The following is a 17,056-nucleotide window of genomic DNA, read 5'->3' on the forward strand; positions in this document are numbered from 1 at the left end:
TCATTACTTTCGACAATATTCTACTTATACCCTCTCTGTAAGCATGAAAATCCCGACATTACGCCGGGATTTTCAGGTGGATAACGTACTTATTATTTTTTGTTCACCATATGGATGGCATGTCCCATAATACCTTCCGCTGCTTCCATCAATGCTTCTGGTAGCGTAGGATGAGCATGAATTGTTAAACTGAGATCTTCAGCATTTGCTCCCATCTCAATCGCAAACACAGCTTCTGCAATGAGTGAAGATGCTTCTGGCCCAACAATCTGTACACCGAGTAAACGGTTGCTCCCTTTCTCCGCCACTACTTGTGCATAACCATCTGCACCTTCCATTGAAAGCGCGCGCCCGTTGGCATGAAAAGAGAAGCGACTGGTTACGGTTTCATATCCTTCTTCTTTCGCTTCTGCTTCTGTCAATCCAGTATATGCGATCTCTGGATCACTAAAGATAACATACGGCATCGCTTGATAGTCAATCACACTTGGTTCGCCCGCGATGGTTTCGGCTGCTACCTTACCCTCGTAGCTGGCTTTATGTGCCAACATAGGACCTGAGACCACATCACCGATCGCATACAAGTGTTCATTTTCTGTGCGGCAATGCTTATCTACAGGAATTAATCCTTTATCATCCAGTTTGATTCCTGCTTGATCCAATCCTAGCTCGTCAGTATTCGGGGTGCGCCCTACAGAAACAAGCACATAATCTGCTTGATAGGTTTCTTCTTTTCCTTTCACCTCTGCGGTTACGGTTACCTCGTCACCATTGGTTTCACTAGACTGTACAAATGCATTGGTTACGACATTGACGCCGATTTTCTTCAAGTTCCGCTTTACCATTCGGACCATAGCAGGGTCGGTTCCTGGTAACAAGCTCTCTGTCCCCTCAAGAATCGTAACATCGCTACCCAACTTGCCATACACCGTTCCCAACTCAAGACCAATGTAACCGCCACCCACCACAACTAAGCGTTTCGGAATTTCTTTTAGTGAAAGTGCCCCTGTAGAAGAGAGGATGCGCTTATGATCGAACGGAACTGCTTTAATTTCACGAGGGCGTGAACCTGTTGCAATTACACAATCTTTAAATTGATACGTTTGGCTATTATTTTCTGTCGCGATTCGAACAGAATCTTTACCTGTAAAGTATGCTTCTCCCTGAATAACCTCTACTTTATTGCCTTTTAGGAGTGTTTTCACACCACCTGTCAGCTTATTAACTACAGAGTTTTTCCAATCCATCATCTTGGAAAAATCAATCGACATGCCTTCCACTTCAATCCCCATGGTGGAAGCTTTCTTTATATGAGCCACTTGCTCTGCCGCACTGATCATCGCCTTGGATGGAATACACCCTACATTAAGGCATACTCCTCCCACTTCAGCTTTATCCACAAGGGTTACACTTTTCCCCATTTGTGCTGCACGGATCGCCGCGGTATATCCCCCCGGACCTCCACCTATGACGAGCACATCTACTTCTGTTGCAAAATCTCCTACGACCATTTAGCTCATCTCCATCATTAATAATTTGGGATTCTCTAACAGCCCCTTCACGCGTGTCACAAATTGAGCCGCGATATCACCATCCACTAAGCGATGATCGACGCTGAGTGAAATTGCCATCACAGGACGTACGACCACTTCTCCGTCGATAGCGACAGGTCGATCAGCAATTTTCCCCACGCCTAAGATCCCTACCTCAGGATAGTTAATGATTGGGGTGAAGAAGGTACCTCCAAATGAACCGATATTGGTAATCGTAAAGGTGCTCCCTTTGAGCTCATGTGCTTCTACTTTGCGATTCCGCGTGCGCTCAGCCAGGTCTCCTACTTCTTGCGCAAGATCAAAGATTGACTTACGATCCGCCTCTTTAATCACGGGCACAATCAAACCATCGGCCGTCGATGTCGCCATTCCCAGGTGATACTGTTTCTTAAGTACAATCTCTTCCGCTTCCTCATCAATCGAGGCATTAAGCGTAGGAAATTCCTTCAAGCAAGCAAGAACCGCTTTCATGATGAACGGCAAGTAAGTTAGTTTGATATCACGCGCTTCCGCCATCGGTTTGGCCCACTTACGCAGGGCGATCAGTTCAGAGGCATCCAATTCCTCCATTATTGTAACATGAGGAGCGGTAAATTTGCTCTCCGCCATCCGTTTTGCAATGGTGCGACGCAAACCTCGCAGCGGAATACGTTCTTCCGTATCGACAGAGATAGCCGCCGGTGCTTTTTGCTCTGTATTCGCTTTTTCAGCACTGCTCTCTTGTGGCTTCGCTTCTGTTCCTTTTTCAGATGTGTTTTCCGCCTGCGTTCCTTCGCCTCGCTCCAAATCCTCCAGTAGAATTCGACCGTCTCGTCCAGTTCCTTCTATCTTTGCAATATCGACGCCCAACTCGCGCGCCTTTTTCCGTACAGATGGCATCGCTTTAACGGCTCGCTTCTCTTGAGCACTCTCCCCACTATCTGAAGAGTCTACCGCTCCCTTATTCTCAGATGTAGAAGAGGATTCATCAACACTCTTCTCCTCTTCTTCTGGCTCCGCTTGTGTAACTTCCTCTTCACTGCTCTCCCCGCCAGCTGGCGCATCCTCAGTATCGAAATCTACCATCACCGAACCAACTTCTAATACTTCTCCTTCTTGGGCATAAATCTTCTTGATTGTTCCCGTCACAGGAGAGGGGATTTCTACAACGGCTTTATCCGTTTGTACCTCAGCAACAACATCATCTTCCTTGATGTCATCCCCTTCCTTCACATACAACTTAACGATTTCACCTTCATGAATGCCTTCGCCGACATCTGGCAATTTAAATGAATAGGCCACTGTTTTGCTCCTCCTTTAACGGTTAAAAATCGAGCACTTGATTGATGCCAGCCACAATCCGATCTACCGATGGCAACCACTCATCTTCCAAAGAAGAAATCGGATAGGGGGTGTCAAAGCCGGTGATGCGCATCGCTGGCGCTTCTAAGTGAAGGATTGCCTCTTCGTTAATCCGAGCAATCAACTCTGCCCCTACACCACCAGAGCGTACCGCTTCATGCACAATCACCACACGGTTTGTCTTCTTCACAGAGGCGAGTACCGTCTCCATATCCATCGGAGCAATCGTACGTAAATCAATCACTTCTACCTTCGTTCCACGCTCTTTCTCCGCTTGTTCGGCCGCTTTCTCTGCCATCGGTACCATCGCACCGTAGGAGATCACAGTTACATCTGACCCTTCCCGCACAACATTTGCTTTCCCGAGCGGTACGGTATAGGCTTCTTCTGGCACTTCTCCTTTAACCGAACGATACAACTTCATCGGCTCCAAATAAATAACCGGGTCAGGATCACGCATCGCAGCGATTAACAACCCTTTCGCATCATATGGATTGCTAGGAATAACCACCTTTACACCTGGGGTGTGCAGAAATAGAGCTTCTAAGCTATCCGAGTGCATCTCTGGTGTTTTCACTCCACCACCATAAGGAGAGCGCACAACGAGCGGAACCGTAAATCGCCCATTAGAACGGAAACGAGTACGTGCTGCTTGTGTACAGATCTGATCCATCGTCTCGTAGACGAAGCCAAAAAATTGGATCTCCGCTACCGGGAGCAACCCAGCAGCTGCCATGCCCACTGCGGCGCCAATAATCCCCGATTCTGCTAATGGAGTGTCAAACACACGTTCTTCGCCAAACTGTTCATGTAACCCTTCGGTCGCACGAAATACACCACCATTTACACCTACATCTTCACCCAGAACGATAATGCGCTCATCCTGCTCCATCTCCGCACGCATTCCATCCGTAATCGCTTTAATAAGGGTCATCGTAGCCATTATTTATTTTCCCCTTTCCAACGAACATACGCTTCTTTCTGTGCGCTTAAATCTGCATGTGATTCCGCATATACATCATCAATCACATCTTCGATCGCTCCCTTAGACATGCCCTCTACCTTCTTAATCGCCTCGGACATGCGTTGCAGCACAGATTCTTCATGCTCTTTTTCTTGCTCTTCCGACCATAAATCGTTCCGCTCCAAGTGTTGACGCATCCGTTTTAGTGGATCGCGTTCTTTCCACGTACTCTCTTCATCTTCCTGACGGTACTTACGAGGATCGTCGCCCGCCATTGTATGCGGACCAAACCGATACGTAACCGCTTCTATCAATGTAGGACCCTCACCTTTGCGTCCCCGTTCTGCCGCTTCTTTCACAGCTTGATAGACCGCAAAGATGTCGTTGCCATCTACTTGTACACCTGGAATTCCATAAGCGATCGCCTTTTGTGCGATCGTCTCACTTTTCATCTGTTTTTCAATCGGAACACTGATAGCGTACTGGTTATTTTGACAAAAGAAAATGGTAGGAGCATCATAAACAGCTGCAAAATTAAGTGCCTCGTGGAAGTCACCTTGCGACGTTGCTCCGTCTCCAAACATAGAAATCGTCACGTGTTCTTCCCCTCGCAGTTTAAATGCCCACGCTGTTCCCATCCCATGCAAAAGGTGACCGGCAATAATAATTTGTGGGGGGAACACATTTACATCTTCCGGCATCTTTCCTCCACCTATTTGACCACGCGAATATAAAAATACTTGCTCCATCGGTAAACCATGATACATAGCCGAACCCATATCGCGATAGCTGGGATAAAGCCAGTCCGTTTTGTTAAGTGCCGCTACTGCTCCAATCTGACAAGCCTCTTGCCCACCCAAAGGGGCGTAAAAACCGAGTCGACCTTGACGGTTTAACTTAATCGCTCGTCCATCAAAGGTACGAAGAGTAAGCATCCATCGATAAAGATCTACCATCTCTTCATTTGATAAGTTAGGTAGCTCTTTCCCTTTATTAATCTCTCCATCGGGATTTAAGATTTGAAACATCTCTACTTCTGGTTTTGGCTGAATTGTATAAGCCATACCCGTCACCTCACCTCTATGATGATTTTCATACCACGCCTGTGGTAGAGCGCATATCGCCGTTCTTTACACACATTCCCTCTTATGCTTTCAAAATGAGCACTACTTCATGCATGAAACTGGTTAGGTTCTTCTCATACCATTCCCCTATCCCCTTATAGACAAACGCCGGCATGCGTGATTCGCGTATATCTTATGCTTCGTCTAAAACTGTATTAGTTAATCCTCAACATCTGTTAACATGCTAATATCACTTATATTATCAATCATAACTCATTATCAGTCAATATCTATCATCAATTTTAAATAACTGTATTAATCTCTGTTTCCTGTTATGCATCAGTTATGCTCTCTACTCAAAAACAGAAAGAAAGATGACTACCACCACCGTAGCCATCTCCTAATACCCTCATTCAGATATCTATTTGTTTTCCGTCGCTTCTCTCACTTTCTGTGGAACTGTGATCTCCTCCACAAATTCTCCTTCATACGTAATCGTCATTTTTTGCCTACCCGACAACTGTATCTGCTTATTTTTAATCTCTATCTCCATCGTCTTGTCCAGCTTCTCTTGTTGCAAGTTCTCTTTATTGATATAAATCCTCTCATTAACTTTCTCTAATTTGACCTCTTCATCTTTTACCGGAAGTTGTGCTTGTCGCAGCTGTGGACCCAGCATTTCTACCACTTGTCGCTCGAAATAGTCCAACATATATTGATCCTCACTACCTGCTAATGAAATATCGATAATAAAATGTTGGTCAGTCTCTTCCATAGTGATTGCTTCGCTTTCTTCTTTCTGAATTTCTTCTAAGATTGTCTGCACATGTTGTAGACTATCAGAGGCTGTTTGCGCTTTGGCCTGCGATTCGGTTCCCACACCCTTCATTTTCATCCACTTACCCTCAGGCTGTTTTTGATATACATCTCCACCCACCATATACGCCTCTACTGGGATCTTTTTCTCATCTGCACTCACTTCACCCTTCATGCTAAGCGCCAATGGGTTTTGCGTATAATTCATCTTCATATCCGTCATGGTCTTAATCTTCTTCTGTTGCTCGTCCACTTTCACATCAAACATCTGCTCACCCACTACACTGTACCGGGCACCCTCCAATTTCGCCATCTCCGCACTGGCTCGCTTCACTACTTCCTCCAAGGTACGCGGAGCATCTTCTTTTACTTCTGTAACTTGTTCTTTTTTGCTCTCCTTTGCTTCCTCATCCGCCGAACAGCCCACCCCTACCGCTAACATAAAAATCAACATCATCATTTTACCTAACCACTTCATCTCTACTCCTCCTTCACCTTCCCCATATTCTCGTTCTCATTCACATCATTGTACAACAAAGATAAGCAGACTATTCCAACTAACCGTATTCAGAATATCATATTACAGCTTATCACTACATCCACTACTGCAATCAAACTCATCTCGATTTTTACTGAAACACCGAAGAATCAGATGAAAGACTTCACCTAATTTAGAAAAGAAAAGTCCACATAAAGAACAATAGAAGGGATAGCCTGAGTGGGCTATCCCTTCTATTGTTGTATCTTCTATACGGACCCTTCACTTACAAACGCGGGTCTTTTAAAAGTCGCTCCAATTCTTCCTTATGATTGGTTTCATCGGCGATCATATCTTCCAACTGAATCTTGAGTGCGATTTCCCCAACTGCTTCTGCTTGATCCATTCGCTCTTTGTAACGTTTAATGGTAGCCGCTTCTTCATCGCGCGCATGTTGGAGCATCGTACGAACATCACTGATCATCTTAACAGGTTTCGGTTCTACTACTGGGTCTCCCCCAAGAGTAGCAATCTTTTCAGCCAAATATGAGGCATGTCCAATCTCATCTCGTGCTTCGGCTTCAAAGAACGGCTTTAATGTTTGGCGACTTAATCCTGACACGACCGCCGCATTGTTTGTATATTGAATGACTGCCGCATATTCATACCCCAAATCTTCATTTAACCCATCAATCAATGTTTTTAACTTTGCATCCATGATGTGTCCACTCCCCTTATCTCTTTGCTCTTTATATACCCCCTCCATTTTATTTGTAAACAAAAACACACCTCTTTATTGTGAGGTGCGTTTCGATAGGGCTTAACGGCCTTTTTTCTGTTTAGCGGCAAGAGCGCTCAGCCGTTCTTCACTGCTCTTTGCCCATTTTTTCATCATATCTTCAAAGTCCCCAGGGCCACCACGACGACCCCCTCCGCCACCACCACCGCCACTGCGACGGTTGTTGTTGCGCGGACGCTCTTCACTCAAGGCTTTGATCGATAGTGATATCTTACCGGAAGGATCCACTTTCAGCACTTTAGCTTTAACCGTATCCCCTACCGATAACTCATCTTCAACTTTCTCTACATATTTTGCAGAGAGCTGCGAAATATGAACAAGACCCGTCTCACCGGATTCTATTTTGACAAATGCTCCGAAGGGCTTGATCGCCACGACCTCGCCGCTAATGACGGATCCTTCCGTTAGCTGACTCATCCTAACACTCCCGATAAAATATTCATCCTGTATAAAAGTAACACTTTTCTTAGGGAAAGTCAATAGGCACACTCGCTAAACACTGTTTCCGAAAGCCTTCCATAAGCTCTCCCATCACCAACTACCCCTACCACTACTCATCCCTATTCCTAATATATACACACCATTCCACCAGATTAATGATTTGAGCATGGAACAGACATTAAGTACTATTTAGATAATCGAATTTCCCGATTACAAATTTCTTTCACCACAGGATCATGAGTAACGATAATTATGGTTTTTCCTTTTTGATTCAACTTATTTAAAATTTGTAATATATCATCTCTGTTTCTTTCGTCTAGAGAACCTGTTGGTTCATCGGCTAAAATCAACTCACAGGGTTTGAGAAGAAGACGCGCCATAGCAACCCGTTGTTGTTCTCCCCCTGATAGTTCATGTATTTTTTGCTTTAGTGAAAGGTTTAACCCTACTTCACGAAGAGCCTGCACTTTTAACTCTCTTTTTTCTTTTTTTGATTTTCTCACATAGGTCAACGGAATTGTGAGATTTTCGTTCAAAGTAGCTTGCTCAATTAAAGCGTAATTCTGGAATAAAAAAGATATTTTTGTGCGAAGAAGGATATTTGCTTTTCGTGATCGAATAGATGGTCTTTCTTCACCAAACAACTTCACAATTCCTTCATTTGGGTTTTCTAACATGCCGATGATGTTTAGTAAGGTGGTTTTACCCGAACCACTCTCTCCAGTGATAGCAATAATGTCTCCTTGAACAACATCAAAGCAAATTTTATCGAAAACTGTGTTATTTCCATACCGTTTGGTTACATGTTCAATTTCACAGACTAAATTCATCACTAGTTTCCTCCCTTAATTACATTGATCTTGTTTCGATTCTCCATCACGGCAAGAGTAATCACAGTTGCCACGACTTCAATACCTAGTAAAATGAGAATGATTACCAGAAAATTTATGTTCATAACTCCATGAATAGATTGGAGCATAGGAGGCTGTGCCAAGTCCATCAATCTACTAAACAGAATAAAGAGTATAGAGGTAAAGATTAACCATGAGAAGGCACTACAATAGGTTTTATAAAATCCAATACCGAATATACGTTTAACTACCAATCGTTTTTGATGCTCATGAAAAAAAATGATCATATTCTGTACAGTCAAAAATATGAACGTTCCAAAAACTCCTAACATTAATAAAGAGATTATATTAATCTCTTTTTGTAAGGAATTCACTTCTTCTTCTACATATTCTTGAAGAGAAGATATCTTGACTTCATCATCCAAATGATATGTCTTTAATTCAGACTCAAGCTCTTCATAGGTAAGTGAAGTACTCCCATCGATTAACTTAAGTTTTAATGGATCAGATAGTCCCTTTCCCTTAATGCCGCTTCTATAGGTAAATAAGTAGTTGTTTTCCGTCTTTACATGCAGGATTGGATCAAGGATTTTATTGAACTGAGATGGGAAAACTTCCGGATTAAAGCTAAATATATACTGGTCATTTTCCATCCAGATAATTTTCATCTCCTGTCCTTCGTCTTTTACAAGATAAAAATCTCTCATTTCCTTATCTTTATAAAAATATTCTCGAATATCTTTTTCTCGATCGCGATATTTTTCAGGGACAAGCACAATCCAGTCTATCTCGGATTCAGTGACCTCTACAATGTTTCCCTCCAGATCAAAAGCAGGGAACTCTTTTAAATAATTTATGTTTATAGTTACAGACAAAATCCCTCCCGTATTTGCATTTAACAGCAGCGAATCTTCTTCGTACTGACTAGTATCGATGTAGACTGATCCTATCTTATTAAACAGTGGATATAATCTATATAGCTCATCGCCCACTTCATATTGTTCTTCTAACTCTTCCTCTATGGTATATGCTGTTGTATGGCCAACGTAAAATTCAGCTATACCATAGCCCCTCATGTTTCCCCATCTTCCCATGTCTTTTTTATGAGATAGAATACGATCTTCTTGAGTATGTAAGTTAGTATACTGGGTTATTAATGACATACCTGTTAAAACCAAAACAGTAGCACACACGACTTTTAACATCATGTTAAATAGGAATATAATACGGGTGTCTCTTCTGTTTTTTAACATTTGGCTTACTTTGATAGAAGCAATATTGTCCATATAGAAGAACTGATAAGGCTACTAGAAGGAGATATGCTTGAACCAGTTGAGAGATCATCAGAGAGATAAATGTCCAGGGTGAGGTCAAAACAAACGCGAATACAGCACTTCCACATGCAAAGATTCCAAAAGTAACACTAAGTAAGCGGCCGACAATTCTCCACCATAAATAAATGTTAGAGATACCATGAATCTTTAATATTCCGATCGGCTTCGATAAACTTAAAATATAGTAGAGAAACAGCAAAATTGTTATTATATTAATAATATATTGTAATTTTTTCATCAAGGACAGGTCTGTTATCTTAAAATATTCCTCTTGAGGTTCAATAAAGGCTTCTTTTGTTTGAAAGTTAGAAGGCGAGAAAGTGATTTCATCCCCTTCTTTCTCTTTGTTAACAGAAACATTAATTTTATTACTCAACGTTTGTAGAAATTGCTGAACATGTGTTTCGTCTTCAGCTTCCACAAAGTAGCGTCCTGTTACAGGAAGGTGATCGTATGAAGTCGCTAGTGGCTGAATAGTAATGAGCTGCCTAGGGTCAAAATATTGAATTTGACCGATCTGACTCTCCTCTCCCTTCTCCATAGAGGAGAGGAACAAACCTTCTTGTTGACTCTCCTCAGTGCGTAATTCGCGACCTCTCTCTACATGAATATGATCATAAAATTGAGTTTTACGAGTAAATAAAACATATTTTATGATCTCTAATTTTTCATCCGGTCGAAGATATCGAGCTGGCCGAAAGAGATTTACATTCTCTTCTTTCGCGGACTCCAACAAGAGAGGATACATGAGATCTGCATTAGATAACTCTGGTTGATCCGGAATTACGAAAGGAGTCGCAATTTTAGACTCAAGCTTTACCAGTTGTATCATTTCATTATTTATCATTTGATGATAAGAGATCCATACAGAAAAAGAGAGACTAATCAACACAGAGAGGAATATAGCTTTTTTCAAATCCACCATTCTCCTTTGTAGCTAAAGATATATAGAAGAAGGATAACGATGTAATGAAAAGAGCCATCAACCCCCACTTGTTTTGACGCGAAAGAAAACCTGTCATTACTAGATCACTCTCCTAAATAGTATTTTTTGTTATAATTAGGTAACTACTATGATAGTATTCCGACAAGCGAGTAGAGTCAAGTTATTTTCTTACTTTTTATATTATTTAGTTTTTTGTTTGTTGTTGAGTTATATCATTTATAATAAAACCTCAAAATATACTTTTTTAAGATATATGGCAAAGAGAAAGTGAAGAAGATAACATTGGCTCAAGAGATCAGCCAATTAACAACGTTTCAGCATCCGGCCTATATGTTGGTGGACTCATGATGCTTAAATTCATGATTACACATGCGACACTTGCTTTTTTGTTATGATAGGTGCGCTCCTCTTGATTTGAGCATACCCCACAACTAAAAAAGTACGGGAACTTATTCCTAAGCCCCCGTACTCTCCTTTAACTTACCTCTCTTTTATTAGCCCCCATTTGCTCTCCAACCTCTTGATCCTCTTGCCAACACTCGACACCTTTAAGTCCTTCTATCTTATGCGCATAAAAGACAGGGTCTTTCCCTTGCTTCCGCTGTTCCATATAGTCCCTCAGCGCTGCAAAGGCGTATTTACCGATAATCAAAATAGCAACTAGGTTGATAAATGCCATCAGAGCCATCGCCAGATCTGCCAAGCTCCATACTAGTTGTAGACTAGCAAGTGCTCCAAAAGCAACCATCCCCAAGGCTGCGATCCGGTATACATAGAGTGACGCTTTCCTTTTACTCACAAAGCCAATATTGGCTTCGCCATAATAGTAACTACCAACGATGGAGCTAAAGGCAAAGGTCAAGATCGCTATCGCTAAGAATCCCCCTGCCCATGAGCCAAAATGTTCACCCATTGCCGCTTGGGTTAAGTTTACCCCAGTTAATTCTGCAGAGCCCTGCTTTCCTGAGAGCAATATAATCGAAGCTGTGGCCGTACATACCAACAATGTGTCGAAAAAGACACCCATCGCTTGAATAAATCCTTGTTTGACAGGGTGCGATACTTCCGCTGTCGCCGCAGCATTAGGGGCACTCCCCATCCCTGCTTCGTTAGAGAAAAGACCACGCTTTACTCCCATCGAGATAGCAGCTCCCATTCCACCACCTACTACCTCTTCAAATCCAAATGCACTTTTGAAGATGAGTAGAAGCATCGCTGGAATCTCAGTAAAATTACTAAAGGTGACATATAAAGCTAGTACCATGTAGAAAACCGCCATCACTGGCACTACTTTTTCTGAAAAGCGGGCAATCCGTGCGACCCCACCAAAGATAATAACTCCCGTCAATACTGTCAGCACAATCGCAATCACCATCGGATTAATGGAGAAGGAACCAGTAAACGCTTCTGCAATCGTATTACTTTGTACAGAGTTAAAGACTAAACCAAAACTTACAATAATCCCAATTGCAAAAGCACGACTCATCCATTTAGAACCAATCTGCTTTTGAATATAGTAAGCAGGACCTCCTCTGTAACCTACTTCATCTTTCACCTTATATATCTGTGCCAAAGTGCTTTCAACAAAAGCTGTCGCACCTCCTAGCACCGCTACTAACCACATCCAAAACACTGCACCCGGACCGCCCGCAGCGATCGCCGTAGCAACACCAGCGACGTTACCCGTTCCTATTCTGGTTGCCGCCCCAATCATAAAAGCTTGCAAAGAGGAAATTTGATTTTTATCTTTTTTATCGAACGAAGGCTTCTCCGCTAACACACGGATCATTTCCCTAAAGTAGCGCATCTGCCCGAATTTCATTCGAATCGTGAAATAAACACCTGCACCTAATAATAATCCAATTAAAATATAAGACCATAAGATATTATTGATGAAATTGATGCTATTTGCAAATAAGTCATACATTTTTATCCGCCACCTCCGGTTAGCCTTCTTTTTTTGATATTTTCTATTTTAATACTTTTATACAAAAAATCAATGATATATTTAGTGGAATGATTAGCATTATTATCTTTAATATTGGATAATCCCTAATTTTTCGTTGTTATCCTTTGTTTTCTCACTTCTAATTTTCATATAATTTCTTGTTATCTCGCCTTAAAATATAAAAATACAAAAAAGAGCCCCCTAATCGGAAGGCTCTTTTTTTGCAAATATTAGTAATTACTACGTATTACGCTTGCTTCTTTTCCTCTACAGGACGATGATCCCACGCTTCTACACCTTTTAGACCCTCAATGCTATCAGCATAGAAGACAGGATCCTTCCCGGCTTTTCGCTGATCTACATAATCTTTTAACGCAGCGAACGCAATCTTACCAAGCAGGGCAATAGCTATCAAGTTGGTTAGCGCCATGAACGCCATTGCTAAGTCTGCCAATTTCCATACAATTTCCAGGCTCGCCAGTGCACCAAACGCAATCATACCCAGTGCAATGACCCGGTAGGTAAGAAGTGCGGTATTACTCTTACTAATAAAGCCAATGTTTGCTTCTCCATAATAATAGCTACCGATAATGGAGCTAAAGGCGAAGGTAAAGATAGCTATGGCAAGGAAAATCCCAGCCCAAGAACCAAAGTGAGAATCCATAGCTGCCTGCGTTAAGGCGATTCCATTCAATCCATCCTCTGATCCTTTTACACCAGACAAGATAATAATAAATGCTGTCGCGCTACATACCAGAATCGTATCAAAGAACACTCCAAGCGCTTGAATAAAACCTTGTTTTGCTGGGTGAGAAACGGTCGCCGTCGCTGCGGCATTCGGAGCACTCCCCATCCCTGCCTCATTGGAGAAGAGACCACGTTTTACACCCATCATGATAGCAGCACCAATCCCACCACCTAGAGCTTGTTCCAAACCAAATGCACTCTTGAAAATAAGCATAAATGCATCAGGAACCGCACCCAAGTTTGTAAAGAACACATAGAGTGCCAAGATGATGTAAAAAACAGCCATGAAAGGTACCACAATCTCTGAGAAGCGAGCAATCCGCTTAATCCCCCCAAAGATGATCACGCCGGAAAGCAATACCAGAACAACTGCCATGATTCTAGCATCAAAACTAAATGAGTTACTAAATGCATCTGAGATCGTATTACTTTGTACAGCGTTAAAGGTTAAGCCGAAGCTAGCAATGATCGTCACAGCAAAAATGGCACTTAACCAGCTCGCCCCTAATTGCTTTTTGATATAGTAACCAGGGCCACCCTTAAAACCAACCTTATCTTTTACCTTATAAATCTGCGCTAGCGTACTTTCTACAAAAGCAGTTGCCCCACCTAATAATGCAACGATCCACATCCAAAAAACAGCACCTGGTCCCCCGAGCGCGATCGCCGTAGCCACCCCTGCCAGGTTACCCGTTCCTATTCTCGTTGCCGCTCCGATCAAGAAGGCCTGCATCGAGGTGATCTGCTTCTTGTCATCTAACGTAATCGCTGTTTTATCAAAGAGGACGCGAAACATTTCTTTCAGATACGTAATCTGTACTGCCTTGGTGAAAATAGTAAAATAAACACCTAATCCTAGTAAAAGACCAATCAACACATAAGACCACAGATATTCATTTAAAAAGTCTACTGTTGCAGTTAAAAAATCTAACAATTCCCCAACCTCCCTCTATTCATTTAACTAAAATATACTACTTAAATATACTTATGTCAAACTTTTGTCACAAATGTGCTAAGAAAAAATTACCTTTATTTTCAATTGATTTTTGATATCCTTGTTTATTACAAACAACTTAAAACTGCATAAATATAACTGATAATGAGTTTAACATGAGAGATAATCTCTCTCTTTAGAAAGGTACTCACATTTTCAAGAAATAATAGAGTGACCGAAAATCCATATATACCCTTTAATAAATGATTTAATCCATTAAATGAAAACCCTCCTTTTAAGAACCCCTCACCCTCTTTTTATAAAAACAACTATAAATAGCATTAACCAATGGAATTAGTCGCAATTTGTACCTGGATTATAGCTCCCAATTCTATGAAAATAGTAACCCTTTCTCTCTCATTTACATATAAATATAGTAGATGTGGAGTAGAGAAATAAAAAGAACATCCCACTACTCGCATTCTTCTTCCTCCACATCTTTTGTTTACGAAGGAGGTAGAACATGCTCACCAGACAAAGAAAAAGTATACTTGGGGCTTTGCTTCGCTTCACTACAATTGTATTTGTTGGGTTGACGGAAGCTAACTTTACTGATTTTGCCCGTCAGCTAATCACCGCTGCCTACCAATATCTTCTCACTCGAGATCTATTTAGTATCTTATCGCCCTCAAACTTACAAGAGTTAGAGGATGCAATCCAAGCAGTGCTCGATGCTGTTGCAGCTGATGATTTTAGTGCTACACAAACAGCATTAAGTAATTTACGAACCGTTCTCCGCGATCAGATTGCCGCTCTCTAAACATCCAGCCATTTAGGTGCAACGCGTCGTTGCACCTACATAACGTCATTTTGGTGCTCTTTTGCTCTCATTTCCCAGCACCTATTACCTTTTTAGTTCCTCCAAGAGATAGTAATGAAAGTAACCTTTTATTAAGCAACCACGTTTCTTTTAAGTGATGAGGGTCGTGCCTCTACACAATAACAAATCTGCAACAAATATGTTTTATTTATTCCATCATAAAAGGAAAATGTGTTATACTTTTTGCGAAGTATAGTGACAAGTGATGCACAATCCCATAAAATAATGTATCTTCAAAAGGAAGGATGGACGGATGAGTACTCAATTTGGAACAAATAGACCAACTGAAATTAACTTTATGGGTCCGGTACACCGTAACCTCCCAGTCTCCCTCTTAGTGGAGAAGTCCCTTGCACGTGAAGAGAGTGTCCTGACGGATCAAGGTGCACTACACGTTACCACCGGGAAGTATACAGGCCGTTCTCCAAAGGATAAATATATTGTCGACGAACCTTCCATTCATGATAAAGTAGACTGGGGAAGTGTTAACCAACCCATGTCCCCTGACACCTTCGAACGCCTCTATCAGAAGGTGAAAAACCATTTGGAAAAACGAGAGGTTTTTATTTTTCAAGGATATGCTGGTTCAGAAGAACAGCACCGTCTACCGCTACAAGTAATCAATGAAAAAGCCTGGCAAAATTTATTTGTTCATCAATTATTTGTCCGCCCTACTGCTGAAGAACTGCTGGAGCATGTTCCTCAATTCACCGTAATCAGTGTTCCAGAATGTAAGGCTGATCCCGAAGTAGATGGAACTCACTCAGAAACGTTTATTGCTGTCAGCTTTGAACGGCGCATGGTTTTAATCGGCGGCACTCACTATGCTGGTGAAATTAAAAAATCAGTTTTTAGTGTGATGAATTTCTTACTACCGGAACAAAACGTTCTTCCCATGCACTGCTCCGCCAATCGGGGCGATGATGGAGATGTTGCCCTCTTCTTCGGCTTATCTGGCACAGGAAAGACCACCTTATCCGCTGACCCAGAACGCCTTCTTATCGGCGATGATGAGCACGGTTGGTCCGACCGTGGCATCTTCAATGTAGAAGGTGGTTGTTATGCCAAGTGTATCGGCTTATCTGCAGAGAAAGAACCGCAAATTTGGAATGCGATTCGTTTTGGTTCTGTATTGGAAAATGTCGTATTGCACAAAGACCACACTCCCGACTTCGAGGATACGAGCCTGACTGAAAATACACGCGTCGCATACCCTATTCACTTTATTCCCGGTGCACAAATTCCTGGGATAGGTGAAAATCCGCAGGTGATCATCTTTTTAACCGCCGATGCTTTTGGAGTATTGCCACCGATTGCAAAACTGTCACCAGCACAAGCCATGTATCACTTCTTATCTGGTTATACGAGCAAGCTAGCTGGTACAGAAAGAGGTGTTACCGAACCAGAAGCCACCTTCTCTGCATGCTTCGGAGCCCCCTTCCTCCCTCGTCCAGCAGCAGTCTATGCTGATATGCTCGGTGAAAAAATCGCTCAGCACAACGTTCGCTGCTATCTAGTCAATACTGGCTGGACAGGTGGACCTTATGGAGAGGGCGAGCGCATGAAGTTGTGTTACACTCGGGAAATGGTACGTGCTGCTATCGATGGGTCTTTAGAAGAACAAGCGACTGCGATCGATCCAGTATTTGGACTAACCATCCCCACATCTTGTCCACAGGTGCCGCAACACGTTTTAAACCCACGCAATACCTGGGCGGATAAAGATGCTTATGATCAAAAAGCTAATGAGCTAGCCTCTCTTTTCCAACAAAATGCAGAGAAGTTTATAGGTCTTTCTGAGGGGATTCGCGCCGCTGGTCCGAAATTAAATAATACTCGCCATAGATAACTAAACTCTCATTACTCGCTTTTGGTGTTTATACCACCGTGCGATACCGACAATCTGATGAACGAGTGAGCACCTCGCATGCGAGGTGCTTTTTACTACTTGCAAAATGGC

The 17,056-nt window shown here is 42.2% G+C and carries 14 protein-coding genes; 2 read left to right on the plus strand and 12 right to left on the minus strand.

Annotated features, from left to right (window positions below; translation table 11 throughout):
- Positions 1-92: 92 nt before the first annotated feature.
- From lpdA to NXZ84_RS10275, 12 genes are all read right to left on the minus strand, one after another.
- A complete protein-coding gene (gene lpdA, locus NXZ84_RS10220) occupies positions 93-1,511 on the minus strand; it encodes a dihydrolipoyl dehydrogenase (RefSeq protein WP_258840152.1) in 1,419 nt (472 codons plus the stop codon).
- Positions 1,512-2,834, minus strand: a complete 1,323-nt coding sequence (locus NXZ84_RS10225) for a dihydrolipoamide acetyltransferase family protein (protein WP_258840153.1) — start codon at positions 2,832-2,834, stop codon at positions 1,512-1,514.
- Positions 2,835-2,856: 22 nt separating this feature from the next.
- Positions 2,857-3,837, minus strand: a complete 981-nt coding sequence (locus NXZ84_RS10230) for an alpha-ketoacid dehydrogenase subunit beta (protein ID WP_258840154.1) — start codon at positions 3,835-3,837, stop codon at positions 2,857-2,859.
- A complete protein-coding gene (gene pdhA, locus NXZ84_RS10235) occupies positions 3,837-4,922 on the minus strand; it encodes a pyruvate dehydrogenase (acetyl-transferring) E1 component subunit alpha (protein ID WP_258840155.1) in 1,086 nt (361 codons plus the stop codon). The genes NXZ84_RS10230 and pdhA overlap by 1 nt, the downstream gene beginning before the upstream one ends.
- A 421-nt stretch (positions 4,923-5,343) precedes the next feature.
- Positions 5,344-6,216, minus strand: a complete 873-nt coding sequence (locus tag NXZ84_RS10240; protein ID WP_258840156.1) for a DUF6612 family protein — start codon at positions 6,214-6,216, stop codon at positions 5,344-5,346.
- 286 nt (positions 6,217-6,502) lie between these two features.
- Entirely contained in the window at positions 6,503-6,934 is a 432-nt protein-coding gene (locus tag NXZ84_RS10245) for a ferritin-like domain-containing protein (protein ID WP_258840391.1), read from the minus strand.
- A gap of 102 nt (positions 6,935-7,036) precedes the next feature.
- Positions 7,037-7,504, minus strand: coding sequence for a S1 RNA-binding domain-containing protein (locus NXZ84_RS10250; RefSeq protein ID WP_258840157.1), 468 nt, complete (start codon positions 7,502-7,504; stop codon positions 7,037-7,039).
- Positions 7,505-7,641: 137 nt separating this feature from the next.
- Positions 7,642-8,286, minus strand: a complete 645-nt coding sequence (locus NXZ84_RS10255) for an ABC transporter ATP-binding protein (RefSeq protein WP_258840158.1) — start codon at positions 8,284-8,286, stop codon at positions 7,642-7,644.
- A 2-nt stretch (positions 8,287-8,288) separates the two neighbouring features.
- The gene (locus NXZ84_RS10260; RefSeq protein ID WP_258840159.1) at positions 8,289-9,512 is read right to left on the minus strand and encodes a hypothetical protein; all 1,224 of its coding nucleotides are present in this window, start codon (positions 9,510-9,512) and stop codon (positions 8,289-8,291) included.
- A 4-nt stretch (positions 9,513-9,516) separates the two neighbouring features.
- On the minus strand, positions 9,517-10,557 hold the full coding sequence (locus NXZ84_RS10265) for a hypothetical protein (RefSeq protein ID WP_258840161.1): 1,041 nt from the start codon (positions 10,555-10,557) through the stop codon (positions 9,517-9,519).
- Between the two features lie 505 nt (positions 10,558-11,062).
- Complete coding sequence (locus NXZ84_RS10270; RefSeq protein WP_258840163.1) at positions 11,063-12,514, minus strand: alanine/glycine:cation symporter family protein; 1,452 nt, start codon at positions 12,512-12,514, stop codon at positions 11,063-11,065.
- Positions 12,515-12,782: 268 nt separating this feature from the next.
- Entirely contained in the window at positions 12,783-14,216 is a 1,434-nt protein-coding gene (locus NXZ84_RS10275) for an alanine/glycine:cation symporter family protein (RefSeq protein ID WP_258840164.1), read from the minus strand.
- 523 nt (positions 14,217-14,739) lie between these two features.
- On the opposite strand from NXZ84_RS10275, the gene NXZ84_RS10280 reads away from it, so the two are divergent.
- Both NXZ84_RS10280 and pckA read left to right on the plus strand, forming a co-directional pair.
- On the plus strand, positions 14,740-15,036 hold the full coding sequence (locus tag NXZ84_RS10280; protein WP_258840165.1) for a hypothetical protein: 297 nt from the start codon (positions 14,740-14,742) through the stop codon (positions 15,034-15,036).
- Between the two features lie 313 nt (positions 15,037-15,349).
- Entirely contained in the window at positions 15,350-16,945 is a 1,596-nt protein-coding gene (gene pckA, locus NXZ84_RS10285) for a phosphoenolpyruvate carboxykinase (ATP) (RefSeq protein WP_258840166.1), read from the plus strand.
- The last annotated feature ends 111 nt before the right edge of the window (positions 16,946-17,056 follow it).

Source organism: Mechercharimyces sp. CAU 1602, assembly GCF_024753565.1.
GTDB lineage: Bacteria > Bacillota > Bacilli > Thermoactinomycetales > JANTPT01 > Mechercharimyces.